The following is a 15,848-nucleotide window of genomic DNA, read 5'->3' as shown; positions in this document are numbered from 1 at the left end:
TCACTGGACACGAACGAACTGACCGGCATTCCCGGTCAGGTACACGTATTGGCTGGTCGGCGCGGCCCCCGTCCATACAGCGCCCGTGATCACGGCCGCCGCCGCGCTGGCCACGGTCAGGCCCGAAACCAGCACGGCGATGGTGCCGTTGCTGGCAATCCCCGTCCACGCGTTGGAAGCGACGGCCACAACCGACCAGTTGATCCCGTTGGTGCTGATTGCCACCACCGTATTGCCGGAACCCGCCAACGACGCGCCGATAGCGATGAACTGACCGTTGGTGAAGATGATTTCAGACCATGCAGCATTGCCGGGCAACGTCCCGATCTGCCAGCCGCCAACCTGCGCATCGTTGCTGGCGTTCAGGCTGCCGACCGTGCCCGTCCAACCGGCCGGCGTTGTGGGATCCAGGCGGTACATGAAGTTACCGCTGGTCTGGTAGCCCGTCACGTTGCCGTAGCTGTTCACGATCGGGGTCGCGCAGGCCGGGTGGGCGGCGCTTGACCATGTGTTGTTGGTCGTGATCGAGTTGGCGATAGCCACGGTCACACCATTGCCGTAGGCAACACCTGTGATGCCGCTAATCAGGGGAATGGCCGAGCTAGCATTGGCATAGTTGCCGTTGCTGTCGTACAGGTTGTTTGTCTGGGCCTGCCACGTATTCGGATACGCATTGATGAGGTATGAGAGGCCGATCCCCCATAGATTCCCATGCAGGCTGTCGTAGATGAACTTGCTGCCATTGCTGCAAGCCCACAGGCCGCCAGGTGCAGTGTAGTAAGGCACGTTGCTGCTGTCCTGCGGCAGCCCTGCATTGGTATACGCGTAGATACTCCATGTCGTACCGTTCGCGCTGGTGTAAATCACATTGCCAGTACCCGATGCATACGCGGTCGTGTAGTAAAACGCCGCCGAGACCGGATCATAGGAGACGTAGCCGGACGCGTTTGCGACCGGCAGCGTCCGCGATGTCCACGTCTTTCCATCCGTACAGGTTGCGTAGGTGGCCGAACCTACCGCGTGCGCCACGAAGATGCCAGCGCCGAATGCGATCGATTGCCACTTCTGGGACGACGGCAACGTCGACGCGGTCCAACTGGTCCCGTTGGCGCTGTAGTTGGACACCGTCGATGCTACCGAGCCACCAGCGACCGCGCACCACACGCTGTTACCGTATGCCACGCTTTGCCACGTCGCGGAGGTCGCCATTGACGCGGCCGTCACAGATGTGAATGGCACGACCTGGGTTACCGTCGACGTGTATTCAGCCCAGACGGCTGCGATGGTGGCCGCTGGTGTCGAAGAGTTCCACTGCGTCAGGATAAAGAGGCCCAGCCCGAACGCAATCGATGTCCACAGCCCCGATGCAGCCAGCGCGCGCGAAGTCCACGTAATTCCATCGGGGCTGGTGAACATCACCGCGTTCGCGGTGCCATTCTGGACGAGCGCGAACAGACCGTTTGCATACGCCAGCGAACTCGGGGTGCCGCCCGGACTGCTGATTGCGGTGTATGCGGTCCATGAAACGCCGTCCGGGCTGCGCAGGACTGCGCCTGAAGTGGAGACGGCCACGAAGATGCCGTTGCCGTACGTCACCGCCGCGAAAGTCAGATATGTGGTCGGGATGTTGCCCGCGCTCCAGGCCGTTCCGGTTGCGCTGTAAGCCGCGTACATGCCGGATGACGAGCCCTTGCCAATCATCGTGAAAACGCCGTTCCCGTATGCGCAGCCCGTCCAGATGGCCGAGTTTGGCAGCGTGGCTGTCGCCCACGTAAAGGAGGCACCCGGCCCGATCGGCAGGTAGTAGGCCGTGCTGGATGCCGTGGCGATCGTGCCGATCACCATACCGTTACCGTAGACGACACTGGAGAGAACGGCCGGAGTTGCAAGCGACGTCCAGTTCACACCGTCCGGGCTGTACGCACACACTGCAGACGTGGCACAGAACGCCACGAAGTAGCCGTTGCCGAAGACGACATTCGTCCACTGCTGGCTACTCGGCATCGCATACTGGTTCCAGGTGTAGCCGTCGCTGCTCACCTGGCAGTTCGCCTGGGCCGAACCGTTGGCCCCGACCGCGACGAAAATGCCGTTGCCGAAGGCGATTGACGAGGCATAGACACCCGCAAACGGCGCAGTGTTGTAGATCGCCTCATAGGTGGTGGCATTGGTCGGGTAAAGCCCCGAGAGAATGCTGTAGATCGCGCGTGCGACCGGCGTCTTCGTTGCCTTGAACGTCGCACCACCTTCGAACACCGTGGCGAAGCCGCCAATCGGGATGTTGGTCAGGCCGATCCCGTTTGTCAGGAAATCGCTAAGTAGCATTAGACCAGCCTCCAGGTTGTTCCGTTAAACCAGATAGTGAATTTCTGATCGGCGACGTTAATCGTGAGGCTGGCGTTGTAGCCCATGATCGTCGATCCGTTGTTACCGAGAACCCACGGGTTTCTTCCCCAGCTCCCGTTTACGTCCTCAAAGGTCAGCGACTGACCTAACGTTGGGCTGGCCGGCAGCAGACATGTGAACCGGCTGTTGGCGGTGTCCACCAGATACTCGCCCTTGGTCAGAATCGTCGCCGCATTGATGTACTGCGCGCCCGAACTCGACGCTGCGGTGGACGTTTGATACAGGAGCACCCAGTTGCCTGCACCGTCACACACAAATTCAGCGCTGGTGGCCACTGGCAACGTGAAGGACGCGCCAGCCGAGCCGCCAACGAACTTGTCAGCGGCGTTGGGTGTCAGCGTGATCGTGCCGCCGTTTGCGAACGCAGAAAAACGGAAGCCGTTCCAGAGTCCCGCCGTCGCTGCCAGGTTCAGCGTGCCGGTTCCGACGAATTTTTCAGTGTTGCTCGATGCGGTAACCGCAACCGTGCCTGAGAGATTCGCAACCGGTTCGCTCGACTGCACGCCAGAAGCGCCGACGCGCAGACTGCTGTCTGCCAGTTGCAGCCCGAGGTTTCCATTCGTGACCTGAAAACCGTTGCCAGCTCCGAATGCAAGCTCACCGCTGCCGTCGATCGACAGGGGGCCGGCGCTAGCAAGCTTCAATGCAAGACTGCCGGCAGAGTTCTGCAAACCGCTGCCGATGCCGAGCGTGAGATTTCCATTTGCATCGGTCGCGAGTGGGCCGAGCAGCTTCAGCGCGAGGTTGCCACTTACGTTCTGAAGCCCGGCACCGATACCCAGGCGCGCGAGCGCGCCGAGCTGCGACAGCACGATGCTGTTCACGAGGAAACTGTTGGTCGGCGCATCGTAGGTCGCCGTAACAATCGACGCGGGCGCGATGTCCCCCGATTGAAGAGCGGTGCCGTCATCGCGCACGAGCGGCACGGCGCCCGCGCCAGCGTTAAGCGTGCATGCGCCCGTGTTCGCGTGTACCGCGCGAAACTTGACCGTCTGCCCGGTGGGATATGAACTGACGGCTGGATTCAGCGCGACGACGTAGGCATTGACGGTGCCCGTGTCGATCAGGTATTCACCGGCACGCGCCTCGATCAGCGTTTCGATGGCCGTGAGCAACTGATTCGTTTTCGAGCTGTCGAGCGTGAAGCCCAGACCCTCGATCACCCCAGCGACTTCCTGCTGTATCGAGTTAAGCCAGGCCGCCGTGACCAGCGTACCGAGAATATCGTTGAAGGGATCGCCGTCGACGAACAATCCGTCTGGCGTGTCGATGCGCTGCATGTCAATCTCCGATCGTGAAGTGCGTGCCCGCCGCGACGATGTCGTTCAGCCACGCCGTCAGTGTCGCGATCTCGTCCGCGCTGAGAGCCGATCCATCGCTATGGCGAATCCGGATGCGCAGGTAATACATCACGGCACTGGGAATCACCAGCAAGTCACCGGCTCGGCTCGTTCCCGCACGAAAGCCCCGCGGTTCGTCGAGCACGGCGACGTAGCCGAGCGATGCCAAGAGGTTCGTGATGTACGGCAGGGACAGGCCGCCGGTCGCGTTGATGCGGGCATAGACGACCGTCTGCCGTTGTTCGACGGTGGCGCCCGCCGGCGGCGTGATCTGGTAGAGGCGCTCCCAGTCGGCGAGAAACGCCTCGCCACCAAAGAGCCAGGGATCTGGCGAGAGGATCGCATCTGCGCTGGCCAGCGCATCGTCTAGTGCGTTGCCGTCGCCAGCGAGCTGGGCGGTGATTCGCGCGCCGGTCGCGTCATAGCTCACCGGCGGCAACAGACGGGCGAGCAGGTCTGCGTGTTTCAAAGCGGCACCACCTGCACATTGCCGAGTTGCAGCCACTCGATCGTCTCCCCACTATTTTCGGGAGTGACGTTCGCCGTCGGTGTCTGGATCGCACGATCCACGACACCGTTGAGCGTGCTGATGAGTGCCTCGGCCTGGCTGCGGATCATGGGATCGGCTGGGCGGAACGCTGCCATCCAGTTCGCGAGAGTGGTCTGCACGGTTGGCTGCATGTCTTCAGGCTCGCCGCTTGAAACCTGAAGCGCGACGAGGAAATCGATGCTGCGGATCACCGGACCACCGACCCATACATCTGCGATGCCAGCCGGGCGCAGCGTGTCGATATGGGTCTTCACGGCGTTAATCGTGGAGGCAGACGGGAGACCACTGCCGGACGTGATGAGCACGTCGACCGTGCCGGGACCGCGCCGTAACGGATAGACGTAGGCCGCTGTAACGCCGCTCACGTCCATCGCCCAGCGGCGATAGTCGTAAGCATTGCCACCGGCCGGCGGGTGGCGCAAGAGATCGAGCAGGCGGGCCAGCAGCTCATCGTCGGTCTCGACATCGGTGCCGCCCACCATCGAAACGACGCTGGCCACGCTGGAAAAATTCTGCGGGGGCGACGAAAGCGCGAGCGCAGTACCCTCATCAAGATTGCCGGCGCTTCCCGCAACTACCGCAATTGCGCTCACAGTGCCGGTGCCATCGGCACCGAGCGCGGCGGCAGCCGTGGTCTGGTACTGCGTCCCATCGGGTGCGAGCACAATGAGACCCGAACCAGCCTGCTCGTTCGGCTGGCCGTTCAGCAGAATGGTGCCTTCGGCCGCCTTGGCCTGCTTTTTCGACAGGCCGTGCAGCGTCGCATGTCGCGCGAGCATGTCCGGATCGGCGCTATCGGGAAAGATCTGGCGCGCGATCCATTGCTGATGGTCGTAGAGCCCGGAGACGGCGCTCGCGGTGGCCGCAGCTCGAATGCCATTGTCCGAGTCTGTCGTGGTGTCCGCATCGGCATCCTGATTGGCGATGTCGCGCAGGATGTCTGCCTCGATTGTGGCGAGGTCCGGTACCGGGTAGCTCATCAGATCACCTTTACCGCGTGCTGGAACGTCTGTGTGTCGCCTGTCGGATCGACGACAGAAATCGAGAGCACAAGCCAGCCGCCCTCGGGCTGGCTCGCGGTCACCGTAATGTTTTGCGCGCGCGCGTCATCGAGGAGCGGCTGAAGCGCCTGCTCAGCGTACTGTTGCGCGAGCATGGCAATGCGCGGGACGTCCTTTGAACGCCTGAGCGTATAGAGCAGCGAGCCCAGCGCGGTATCGCGCCAGTACGAGCCAAGGGGAGTCTGAAGGCGCAGGTAGACGGCGTTCGCGAGCGTGGTCGTTCGCGTGCCGGTGTAGTCGCCTGTGGAGGGATCGAGAAGCGCGTCCATGCGGCCATTCTCGGCGCATGGACCTCTGGGATATCAGGTGAAAGGCGTCAGTGCTCGGCTCTTTCCGGAAACTCCGGGTACTTGCGTCGCAGCTCTTCGAGATACTCGTAGCCCTTCCATGTCATACGGCTCACATAGACCTTGGCGGGTTTTTCCTTGGGATCAAGATGGCCGTGAACGAACTCCGCTTCGAGGAGGAGTACATAGTGGAGAAGGACTACGTCAGGCTCAATGTCGAGATAGTCGTTCAGATCCCGTTCGACCGCCTTGTCCTTGAATATCGAACTCTGCGCCTCGATGTTCTCAAGCAGCGACAAAAGGAGTTCCTCGTTTCGTTTAGCGTCCATATCGTTACCGTCGTTGTGAAAGCAACATTATGCCGATAACGGTGGTGTCGTTCTTCCTCCCAGACTGTCGATGTGGGGATGGTCCACAAGGCTCTTGTCGCCAGCTACAACGTCACCCGTTACCTCCACCGAGCCATCAACGGACATCTGACCACTCGTGTTCATGTGCGGCGTGTTGACGGTGAATGACGTCGATGCATCGATTGTGGCGGTCTTCGTTGTAATGTTGACCGCATCTTCAGCATTGATGTTCAAGGTCTTCGTGGTGAGGTTCATCACCCGGTTGCGGTTCAGGATGATTGAGTCGCCTTCGTCCGTGTAGATGGCCACTTCGCCGCCCTTGAGCCCCTTGATGCGATACGAACCATGTTCGGTCGCGACAATGATGCCGTGGGCCGTGCGGCCTCCGATCGGGAGCACGACTGCCATCGTGCCCGCGAGTGGCACGGACGTGAAGCCATAGTGCTGGAACAGCTCGTTCGCTTCGAGCTGCTCGCCAGCGAGACCCGTACCGTCGACGAACTGCACGCCAGATGGCGTGCTCACGTCGGCGATCACAGCGCGGAACGCGAGGCGAACACGCGCAATCGCCCGGTTGATATAACCGTCAACCTTGTGCCACATTGATGATCTCCTCCGCTGCGCTCTTCTTGCCGCCTCGACGCTTTTTCTGGTGCGGATGTGCGTCAAGTGTCCACACGCCGTCTTCCTTCAGCGTGAGCGTGGTCGTGGTGCCCATGCCACCGCGCCCCTTCGAGAAGCGCCGCCCCATCATGAAGAAGATGGCGTCGATGCCGTGCGGCTCGGAAATGACGTGCACCCGTTGGCCCGGCTTCCAGAGCACACCATCTGAAGTGCGATGGCCACGAACGTGCGCGGTCAATGTCAGGCCGGACAGTCGCGAATCCATCAGCAGCTTTCGCGACCGCGATTGCGCAACAGCAGCGCTGTCACATTCATGGTCGACCACGATATGCGGCCGGTACACGCTCACACTGCTGTCGGTCGCCGTCGCCTTCAGTGCATTGCGCCCGGCTTCAACGGATGTTCCGTGAGCCTGCCCAAGGACCGTAACCTGTGAGTAGCGTTCGGCCATGCTTCGGTTGCGGCGCAGGCTGATGACGTTGTTGCCGTCGCCGTTGCGGCGCAGGATCAGCGTTGCTACCGGCGGCGTCGTGTAGTCGGGTCCGCCGATGACGAGCGTGCCATCCGGGTCGCACCACGGCCACAGACCGTTTGCCTCGGCGACATTGGCGAGGACGTGCCATGCTGTGTCACCCGGTTCAACGTTGATTTTCTCGGTCGTGTAGGTCGAATCCGCATCAACGCGAATTTTGGTGAGGCCGAGTGGCCGCACAACGTTGGCCATTACCTGCTCAAGCGTCACTTGCCGTGATACGAAGATAGGCGCACTGGAGTCCACGAGGATCGCCGCGTTGTCGCGGCCCGCGAGCGCGAGCGTGTCGCGATTCTTGCCGACTTCCTCATCGATCGTGTCGATGCGGCCGGCGAGGACCGTGTCACTGCCGAGGCGCAGCTCGATCGTTGCACCTTCCACGACTTCGGACGGAAGCGTACCGCGCGGATGCGCGAGATCCACCCGCCAGGCATCAGCGGGCGTGAGAAGCTCCGAGTCGATCTCGTAGCTTGTCCAGTCGTCGTGGACATGGCCGCCGACGAGCAAGCTGATCTTGTCGTTGTCTGCTGTCGGATTAGCTTGCGTAGGCATTGAGCACGGTTCCGGGAAGGACGAAATTTGGATTGCGGATGGACGGATTCAGGCGGGCGAGTTCGTCCGCGCGCGTGTAGTCGCCGTACCACTGGAATGCGAGCAGCGTCAGATTTGCAGGGGCGTCAACAGCGCGCGTGGTGAGCGCGGGTTGCGCCTCGATAGCGTTAATCCCGGCCGTCTGAACTGCGAGTGCGATGCTTTTTAACGCATCGACAATGGGCAGCGCAGTGGGCGTCGCATAGACCGAGCGGTGCTGGACGATCGTTGCTTCGATCGCGGTGCGCGTATCACTGACGATCTGCTCGATGTCCGGTGGCGAAAGCGTTGGATCGTCGTACTCGGCAATCAGGATGTCGGAGGCAGTCTGTGCGAGCTGCAACGCAGCAGCGAGCCGGACAACGGTCTCCACCAGCGCCACGTCCGCTTCGTTTGCTCCGGCCGGCGAGAAGGACGCGGGCACGGTCGAGGCAGCGTCGTAGCCGCTCGCACCGGTGACAACGACAGCGGCTGGAACGAGGGGCATCGCGGTGCCGCCTGCGATGCTGTTGCCTGGCGTGGCACCTCCGCCTGATGAGCCGCTGCCCGACGAGCTGCCGTCGGATGAGCTACCGCCCGAAGAACCACTGCCGGAAGAGCCACTACCTGAAGAGCCACTGCCTGACGAGCCGCTCCCGGAGGAGCCACTACCGGACGAACCCGTGCCCGAAGTTCCGCCGGCCGACGTGCCATCGCCAGACGAGCCGCCGCTCGATGAACCGCCTCCGGATGAGCCGCCACCCGACGAGGAGCCACTGCCGGACGATGTCGTCGTCGTCGAGCTGGAGCTGCCACCGACGCCTACGCTCATGACCCCGGTGGCCGTGTCAACCGATGCCGTGCCGTCGTTGATGCTGCTCGGCAACTCTACGATGGTCGAAAACTGGCTGGCCAATCCCTTCCACTCGGCCGCGATGGTATCGCCGTCGAAATCGCGCAGATCCGCAATGCCCGACAGGCAGCTCATGACATCTGCGGCGAATGCCTGCGGGTAGTTGATCAGGTCAAGCGCAGTGCCGATTACGCCCTGGACCTGCGTGCGAATCGCGCCGAGCGTACCCGTCACCACCGCGCGCAGCGCATTCAGTTCCTGCATGCCACTCTTGACGGCCGCGATGGCGTTGGCGAACGCCGCGAAGCCGCCCGACTGTGCAGCGGCGGCCAGCGCACCGATCGACTGCGCCTGCTGGGCAGGCAACTGCTTTACAAAGAACGGATTGCTCGGCGTCGACTCGTCGAACCGGAGATGGACAAGGCAGTGGTCCGGGTTGTCCGCGTCGTGCTCGACCTCATAGTCGTCGAGCTGCGCATTCGCAATACTGCCGAACACGGGATGAATCAGCTCTCCGGAGCCTGCTGTGTCGAGCGCCTGAAGGAACGTCCGCAGACGGTCGTCGTAGTCGTCGCCCCAGAACACGGCAACGAGCGAGCAGCGGCGCGCGCCCGCGCCCATGTCTTCGATGTCGGCACCGTCGATGTACGGGTATTCATGGTGCGCCGTCGAGCGGCGCCGCGCGTCGCGCGTGCGCAGTACGTCGAACTGCACGCCGCGAAACGACGCGGTCTGAAGATTGTTCTCCCAGCTCATCAGTGCCTCCGCGCGGCTTCGAGCGACATCTGGTTAATGCTCTCGTAGATCTGCCGGCCGTCCAGCTCGACCTTCACGTTCACGCTCGCGGGTTGGGGCGCGGGCTTGGCCGCCTCGGCCTTGAAGATCGCATCGCCGAGCATCTTGCCCAGCTTGTCGCCAAGCAGGTCGCCACCCAGACCACCAAGCAGACCCCCGATGATGCCGCCGGCTGCCGTGCCCACAACCGGGAATGCCGACCCGATTGCGGCACCCGTGGCGGCGCCACCGAGCCAGCCGCCGATGCCGCCCGCAGTGTGACCTGCAATGCGCGTGTATTCGCTTTTCTTTTCATTGCTCGAAAGCGAGTCGTTGCCTGCCGTCTGCCACGCTTCCGCGCCACCGATGAGCATGGACAGCGCAGCGGAGCCAGCGGGACGCAGAAAGCGCGCGAGCAGCCCACCTTCACCGACCGTGCCGCGCGCGACGGAGCCGAGCACCGACGAACCAGCCTTCGCTGCGCCACGCTCGGCCGCGCCCGCACCATGACCTGTGACAAAGCGCATCAGGCCGACTGCCATCAGCACGCTGGTCAAACCCTCAAACGCCACCTTCGTGCCCATGATGGCCGACATGAGACCGGGGTACTTCTCGGCGTACTGTGAGACACGATCAGCGGCATTACCCACGACCTTGTCGAACCCGCGAAGCGAATCGAACTCACCCAGCTCGGCGAGTGATTTCGCACGCTGCGTCTTGAACGAATCGGTGCTTTCCATCGTCTGCGCGTCAGCCTCGCCCATACCACGCGCGTTGAGGACCGACGCCTTGATCTGGTCGTAACGCTCCCGGTTATTCAGGTAACCCATCATCGCGAGCATTTCCTGCCGGTTGTGGATCACCTTGCCGATTGCCGAGCCCGCGATCACCTGTTCCATGCGCTCGTACAGCTCGCGCTTTTCGCCGTCGTCTTTCGTCGTCGCCAGCTTGCCCTGAATGATCTGGTAATTCTTGTCCTTCGCCATGACCTGATTGATCAGTCCAGCGAATGCCTCCAGCGGCCCCTTTCCGTGCTGGATCGCTTCGGCGTAGCGCACGGAAAGCGTGGCACCGAGTTCCTTCTTGATCTTGCGAGACGTGTCCTGCGCATTCAGATGCTGGAGCAGGTCGAGCGTATTGTTCCCGGCTTCATCGGCGGTGCCGGCCGTCGTCATCGAGACTTCATTGAGCGCGATGAGCGACGCAATGCCATCCATGCCATTCATGCCAGCGTTCTTCGCGGATGCCATTTGTTGCGGCAGCCACTTGGCCATCTGGCGAAGGTGGAAGCCGCCCATGTGGCCGCCCTTGATCGAGGCGTCGAGCACATCCTGAATCTGGTCTTCGCGAATGCCGAAGGTCTGGATGCTGCGCATGGCCACATCGCCCAGCTCGGTCGTGTCAGAGCCGGTGCCCGTGGCATAGCGTTGCAGCAACGGCATGAGCCGGAAGACGGACTCATGCGAAATTGCATTCTGGCCGAGCATCTGCGTCATCGCTTCAACGACCTGTTCCGGCGTACCACCACCGGCCGCGATTGTCTTGCGCACGACTTCGTTAAGCTCTTTCATGCCACGAATGCGGCCGGCTGAGTCCTCTTCGTTAAACGCCGTGTTAGCCATCAGCGCCAGGCTGCGATCGTAGTCCATCGCACGCCCCGCAGGACCTGCGACGGCGTGGGTGGCGGCGGCGCCCGCAAGCGCAAGCTCGCCCGTGCGCACCAGGCCGCCCCCGATCCGTTGCCCGAACTGGATGCCGCGTTCGGCGCGCGAGAGGCGGCCGATCTCGGCAGTCAGCTCGGCCACGCGCGAGCGCATGCTGCCGAATGCACGGGCCTGCTCCTCGGCCGAGAGCTGTCCCGATTCCGCGAGGCGTTCATAGGCGCGCTGGGTGCGCTCGATCTCGCGCTGGATCTCGTGTTCGGTGCGCACGCCAAGCGTACGCAGTGCCTCATTAAATTCAGACTGCGCGCGCAAACGCTCATCGATCGAACGGTTGGCCGCGCGTGCGATCGCATTCTCGGCGGCGATCGCGGCTCGCTCTTCCTGGTAGTATGCGGCTGCCGTGCCGGCGATACCGCGTTGCACCGCAAGCTCCGCGCTGGCTGCGGCTTTTTCCTTCGCGGCATAGGCGGCCACCGAACCGGCGACGCTATGTTGAACCGAGAGTTCGGCGCTGGCCGCTGCCTTTTCCTTCCCGGCATACGCCACCGCCGATGCCATGACGCTGCGCTGGATCGCGCGCTCACCGGTGACCGCCACTTCCTGTTTGCCGACGTAGGCGCTCGCGGAAGCCGAGACGCTCCGCTGGATGATGCCTTCCGCAAACGCGGCGGCGTTGCCGCCCTCGGCATACGAGGCGGCCGAGGCCGAAACACTCTGCTGGATCGTGCGCTCCGCGAGCGCAGCGGCGCGGGCACGCTCGACATATGCGCTCGCCGAGCTGTTCAGGACCTGCTGGACAGTACGCTCCGCGTCGGCCGAGCCGGAGACGCTGCGCTGGACCGTACGCTCGGCGCTCGTGGCCGCTTTTTCCTTTGCGGAGTAGGCAGCGGCGGACTCGTCGACCGACCGCTGGATGGCGCGCTCAGCCTGCCCGGTGGCCTGTTCACGCGCCACCGCGCCGCGCAGGCTCGCATCCGTGACGGCATCGACGCTGCGGGTCGCCTCGCGGCTTTGTCCGACCACGCCACCGAGCGTGCGACGCAACGGGCCGGACAGCTCGTCGCGCTGCCGGAGCAGAAGGGATACCGAAAGATCGCCGGACATGACTAGTTCTCTTTGCGCCGGCGCTGGGACTTGATCCGGCGTTGCTTGATATCAACCCGCTCACCAGACCTGCTACCTGCCGAACTGCGGAGGGTTACGAGGCGGTGTACGGCAGCCACATAACCCTCCAGTTCGACTGGCGTCATGCCACGGATGCGGGACTCGTCGATTCCGTGGCTAGCGAGGAAGGCAACGGTGAGGCGGTATCCCGCGAGGGCTGATTCAATGCCTTCCGCTTTTTTTTGAGGTCCTTCTCCGCTGCCGCGAGCACATCGAAGTCGTCGTCGACGAGATTCTTCGAGAGGAAGTCGTACGTCATCACTTCGGCCGGGATTGTGCCGACGTGCACGATGGTGCGTGCGAGCATGGCCGCGTGCAGCTTCAGCGGAGCGTCCGCTCCGACTTCTTCGAGCGCGGCAATGTTGTCGCCGATCATCGGCAGACGGATTTCGAAATCCGTGTGCACGGCACCTTCGTATTCGATGCCAAACGTCAGGGTTCCGGTTCCGGTAATCATTCGTCGATCTCCCGCAGTGCGTTCATCTTGATGTCTCGACGGCCTTCATTCTCGACCGTGTACTTTGCGCCCACGCTGGTGCTGAAGCAGTCCTGGTAGGTGGTGCGCGTTCCGCCAGGCGCGTTGGGATAGATCGTGATCTTGGCGCCTTCGATGCTGCCCCAGTCCATCTCGCCGGACACCGGGATGACCACTGTGACGGACAGCTCGATTTCCTGAATGCCCTTCGAAAAACCCTTCGGGCGGCCGGTGCTGTTCATCGTCTTGACGAGCTTGCGGCCCGTCTTCGTCTGGACGTCGATGTCGGTCACCTCGACCTCGGTACCATCGACTTCCATCACGATCGCGCCAGCGTATTCTTCCAATGCCATGTCGGTTCTCCGGTTGCGGCGTTACAGGATGAGGTCGATCACGGCCGCGAAGACGTGCAGACCGGACACCACGTTGCAGGGAATCTTCGCGTTCATCTGGCCGGCGTTCTGCAAATCCTGCTCGACGATGAACGCATCCTTGTACGTGTCGACGTTCTGGATGATCTCCAGCGCTTCGGCCTTGTAGGCGACGTCGAGCAACTCCGAGCGCACCTTCACAGCCGTTTTCGCGTCGTTTTTGGCACGCGGGAAACGCAGCGCGATGCGTTGTCGCCATGCCTCGCGCATGTAGTCGAGCGTGCGCATTGTGGTGATGTCGAGCAGAGCCGGATCGGCAACGCCCTGCGCATTGACCGTATACGTCGAGATCGCGCGCACGATCTGCACCACGTTGCCGGGACCGATCTCGAACGGCGTCACGCCGTTCCAGAGTGCACTCTCCTGTTCCGTACGGCTCGGTCGCGCCGTCACATCGGTCACGTCCAGTCCGGCCAGCGGCAACGTATCGAGCGGCATGGCCGGGTCCTGCTCGGACGCGATCTCGGCAGCGTACGCAGCAGCGATCTGCCACGCGGGCAACACGGAACCGTTGTGCCAGCCCAGCGTGATGCGGCCACCATTGATGCTCGTCGCGAGCGTGGTGGCGGTCGCGAGCGTGCCGGGCCAGCCCGCGACGCCAATCGCGCCGCGCTGTTCCATCGGCCCCGACACTGCGTCGAGGTGTGAACGCAGTGCGGTGAGCGCGGTGGTGGTCGAGAACGGGCTCGCGATAATGTCGTGCCCAGCCGCGAACACAGCGGCGAGCGCGTCGCTGATATCCGGGTCATTCTGGCCGCCCGACATGGCGGTCACGGTCCCGGTGATGCCATCGGTTTGCGACGTGAAGGACAGGCCGATCGCGTTGCTTGCTGCGCCCTTGTTGCGCGCGGAGATCACGACCTTCGCCGGGGTTTGCGCGTCGACGCTGGCCGTCACCGGCAGGTCCGGCTGGTTCGCGAACTGGGCCACGAGTGCCGCCGCGATCGCAGCGGGGGTATCGTTGCTGTTGACCGCCACCATCGCCGGGACACCGGCAACCGTGATGCTCACCGAGCCATTAGCCGTCGCGGTGCCGTCGAGGACCACAGAGCCGGTCGCGAGTACGCCGGCCGCATCGTCGTCGACCGCGATCATCGTGAGCGCGACATAATTGTTCGCGGTCAGACCCGCCTTTGCCATCAGGTGCGCGATCGAGCCCCGGCCGAAATACGCCGCCGCGTCGTCGGACGAGAAAACATTGACTGCCGTAAGCGCGGGCACGGAGCCCGTGGTCAGCCGCTGCCCGACATAGAGCACGAGCTGGGGATTGCCCGGCAACGCGTTGACCGCGTCGCTCGTGTTGAATTCGAAATAGTCCCCCGGCTTGCGCGTGCTCGACGGGATGCTGTTAAAACTGATGTTCGCGCTGGACATGTCTGCTCCTTTTTAACGGCGAACTGCCATCAGGCTTCGGACGCGACACCGCGCGCCACGGCGGGCGAGCTGGTATTCGCATTCGAAGTGCTCGACGACTTGCCGGCGGCGGCCGTCGTCCCGACCACCACCAGATCGCCCTCTGCAATCCGGCGACGGTAGTAAGCCGACGCAGGCACTTCCTGCTCCTGCACGTCGGTGATGTACTTGCGCGGGGAACCTTCCATCGGAACGTTCACACCAGCGGCTGCTTTGACTTTCATTTCGACTCCTGTGAGGGGGGCAAGGTGACGATGTCCTGCGCCAGGGGCAAGCCGGATTCCGGTGCACCATTAACGAAGGTGTTCAGCTCGACAGCCGTAAGATCAGGCGTGGCCGGATCGAGCTGGCCCTTGTATAGGGCGAACAGCGCATCGAGGCCGCAAGTCGGATCGCTGGCGACGACGGTGGCCGGATCGACCGGCTGGGGAAACGCGTGGCCGGCGAGCGCATGCTCGATCCACGCCGTATGGAATTCGAGTGCGAATACCGAGAATGCGTCGCGTTGGAGCTTCGTGTTGAACAGCGTTCGCACGGCGCCGGGCGCAAACTCCTGGATGGGCAGGGACAGGTCTTGCTGCGCGAGCAGGCGACGCACGGCCCAGATCAGCATGTTGGTGCCGACCTCACCCATACGCGCACCGCCCTGGCGGCTCGCCGCCTCGCTGCGCACGCTGTACGCACCCACCATGACGATGAACGTGCCTTCGGCTTTCCAGCTCTTTCGACGAGCGTCGACTGCCGACGTCTTGCGCACGCCCCCAAACGTGACCCATGCAGCAGGGAGATTGCGCACGACATCGGCCAGTCCGTCGTCGTCGAACTCGCCCCCGTAAGTGCTCACCTGTCGCACCATCTGGCCGAGGCCACGCTTCAGACGATCGACCATCGCATTCTCGACGGCCGTGATGATCGGGACAGGCGTGACCATCAGAACGCTCCGCGATCGCGCTGGCTGAAGATCTTCGTGCCAACGTTGAACTCGACAGTGTTCACCGGCTGCACCTGACCCACGGCCGTCACGCCAAGCGTGACCTTGCCAGCCGCAGCCAGTTCGAGAAACCGCACGGCGTCGCGGTAGCGGTCGCGGATGTCGTCGGACAGGCGCGTGCCACCTACGCAGAGCTGATAGCGCGCGATGTCGCAGCACAAGGTAACGAGAAACCGGGGCACGGGCGCGAGCGGCAACTGATAGCGACCCGACAGATACGTATCCATCTCGGCGCTTGCGGTGTCGAGCGCATCGCCGAGAGCGTCCGGATCGATTGCACCGGACATCTGGCGATCCGTGATCGCGACCACTTCGTCTTCACCGAAGCGGCTCACCATGTCGGTCTGCGCGGCGTAGGCCATC

General features: G+C 63.0%; 16 protein-coding genes. All 16 read right to left on the bottom strand.

All coding sequences use genetic code 11. The features are described 5' to 3' along the window. Positions 1–2,325 (bottom strand): hypothetical protein, encoded by a 2,325-nt coding sequence (locus C7402_RS25275; protein ID WP_116612598.1) that lies wholly within the window; start codon positions 2,323–2,325, stop codon positions 1–3. Further along, positions 2,325–3,686 carry a hypothetical protein gene (locus tag C7402_RS25270; RefSeq protein ID WP_116612597.1) on the bottom strand — a complete coding sequence of 454 codons (1,362 nt, stop codon included), beginning with the start codon at positions 3,684–3,686 and terminating at the stop codon, positions 2,325–2,327. Before C7402_RS25270 ends, C7402_RS25275 begins: the two co-directional genes overlap by 1 nt. 1 nt (position 3,687) lies before the next feature. Further along, positions 3,688–4,215, bottom strand: coding sequence for a putative phage tail protein (locus tag C7402_RS25265; protein WP_165841991.1), 528 nt, complete (start codon positions 4,213–4,215; stop codon positions 3,688–3,690). Further along, a complete protein-coding gene (locus C7402_RS25260; protein WP_116612595.1) occupies positions 4,212–5,276 on the bottom strand; it encodes a baseplate J/gp47 family protein in 1,065 nt (354 codons plus the stop codon). The genes C7402_RS25265 and C7402_RS25260 overlap by 4 nt, the downstream gene beginning before the upstream one ends. After that, the gene (locus C7402_RS25255) at positions 5,276–5,626 is read right to left on the bottom strand and encodes a phage GP46 family protein (RefSeq protein WP_116612594.1); all 351 of its coding nucleotides are present in this window, start codon (positions 5,624–5,626) and stop codon (positions 5,276–5,278) included. The genes C7402_RS25260 and C7402_RS25255 overlap by 1 nt, the downstream gene beginning before the upstream one ends. Positions 5,627–5,673: 47 nt before the next feature. Then, positions 5,674–5,973, bottom strand: a complete 300-nt coding sequence (locus C7402_RS25250; RefSeq protein WP_116612593.1) for a DUF2513 domain-containing protein — start codon at positions 5,971–5,973, stop codon at positions 5,674–5,676. Positions 5,974–6,000: 27 nt separating this feature from the next. Continuing rightward, positions 6,001–6,597 (bottom strand): phage baseplate assembly protein V, encoded by a 597-nt coding sequence (locus tag C7402_RS25245; RefSeq protein ID WP_116612592.1) that lies wholly within the window; start codon positions 6,595–6,597, stop codon positions 6,001–6,003. Next, entirely contained in the window at positions 6,581–7,702 is a 1,122-nt protein-coding gene (locus C7402_RS25240; RefSeq protein ID WP_116612591.1) for a phage baseplate assembly protein, read from the bottom strand. Before C7402_RS25240 ends, C7402_RS25245 begins: the two co-directional genes overlap by 17 nt. Beyond that, on the bottom strand, positions 7,686–9,329 hold the full coding sequence (locus tag C7402_RS25235; protein WP_116612590.1) for a DNA circularization protein: 1,644 nt from the start codon (positions 9,327–9,329) through the stop codon (positions 7,686–7,688). The genes C7402_RS25240 and C7402_RS25235 overlap by 17 nt, the downstream gene beginning before the upstream one ends. Next, positions 9,329–12,115, bottom strand: coding sequence for a phage tail tape measure protein (locus C7402_RS25230; RefSeq protein ID WP_116612589.1), 2,787 nt, complete (start codon positions 12,113–12,115; stop codon positions 9,329–9,331). Before C7402_RS25230 ends, C7402_RS25235 begins: the two co-directional genes overlap by 1 nt. A 142-nt stretch (positions 12,116–12,257) precedes the next feature. Next, complete coding sequence (locus C7402_RS25225; RefSeq protein WP_116612588.1) at positions 12,258–12,632, bottom strand: hypothetical protein; 375 nt, start codon at positions 12,630–12,632, stop codon at positions 12,258–12,260. Continuing rightward, a complete protein-coding gene (locus C7402_RS25220; protein ID WP_116612587.1) occupies positions 12,629–13,003 on the bottom strand; it encodes a phage tail protein in 375 nt (124 codons plus the stop codon). The genes C7402_RS25225 and C7402_RS25220 overlap by 4 nt, the downstream gene beginning before the upstream one ends. Positions 13,004–13,024: 21 nt before the next feature. Next, positions 13,025–14,455 (bottom strand): phage tail sheath subtilisin-like domain-containing protein, encoded by a 1,431-nt coding sequence (locus tag C7402_RS25215; protein WP_116612586.1) that lies wholly within the window; start codon positions 14,453–14,455, stop codon positions 13,025–13,027. Between the two features lie 29 nt (positions 14,456–14,484). Further along, positions 14,485–14,718: a DUF2635 domain-containing protein gene (locus C7402_RS25210; RefSeq protein ID WP_116612585.1), complete on the bottom strand. Its 234-nt coding sequence runs from the start codon at positions 14,716–14,718 to the stop codon at positions 14,485–14,487. Next, the gene (locus C7402_RS25205) at positions 14,715–15,425 is read right to left on the bottom strand and encodes a DUF1834 family protein (RefSeq protein WP_116612584.1); all 711 of its coding nucleotides are present in this window, start codon (positions 15,423–15,425) and stop codon (positions 14,715–14,717) included. Before C7402_RS25205 ends, C7402_RS25210 begins: the two co-directional genes overlap by 4 nt. Then, a complete protein-coding gene (locus C7402_RS25200) occupies positions 15,425–15,847 on the bottom strand; it encodes a gp436 family protein (RefSeq protein WP_116612583.1) in 423 nt (140 codons plus the stop codon). The genes C7402_RS25205 and C7402_RS25200 overlap by 1 nt, the downstream gene beginning before the upstream one ends. Position 15,848: the final 1 nt, after the last annotated feature.

Origin of the sequence: Paraburkholderia unamae (assembly GCF_003096875.1) — a bacterium.
In the GTDB taxonomy this organism is placed as follows: Bacteria; Pseudomonadota; Gammaproteobacteria; order Burkholderiales; family Burkholderiaceae; genus Paraburkholderia; species Paraburkholderia unamae.
Note: the sequence above shows the minus strand (reverse complement) of the source record. Positions and strands in the feature narration are given on the sequence as shown.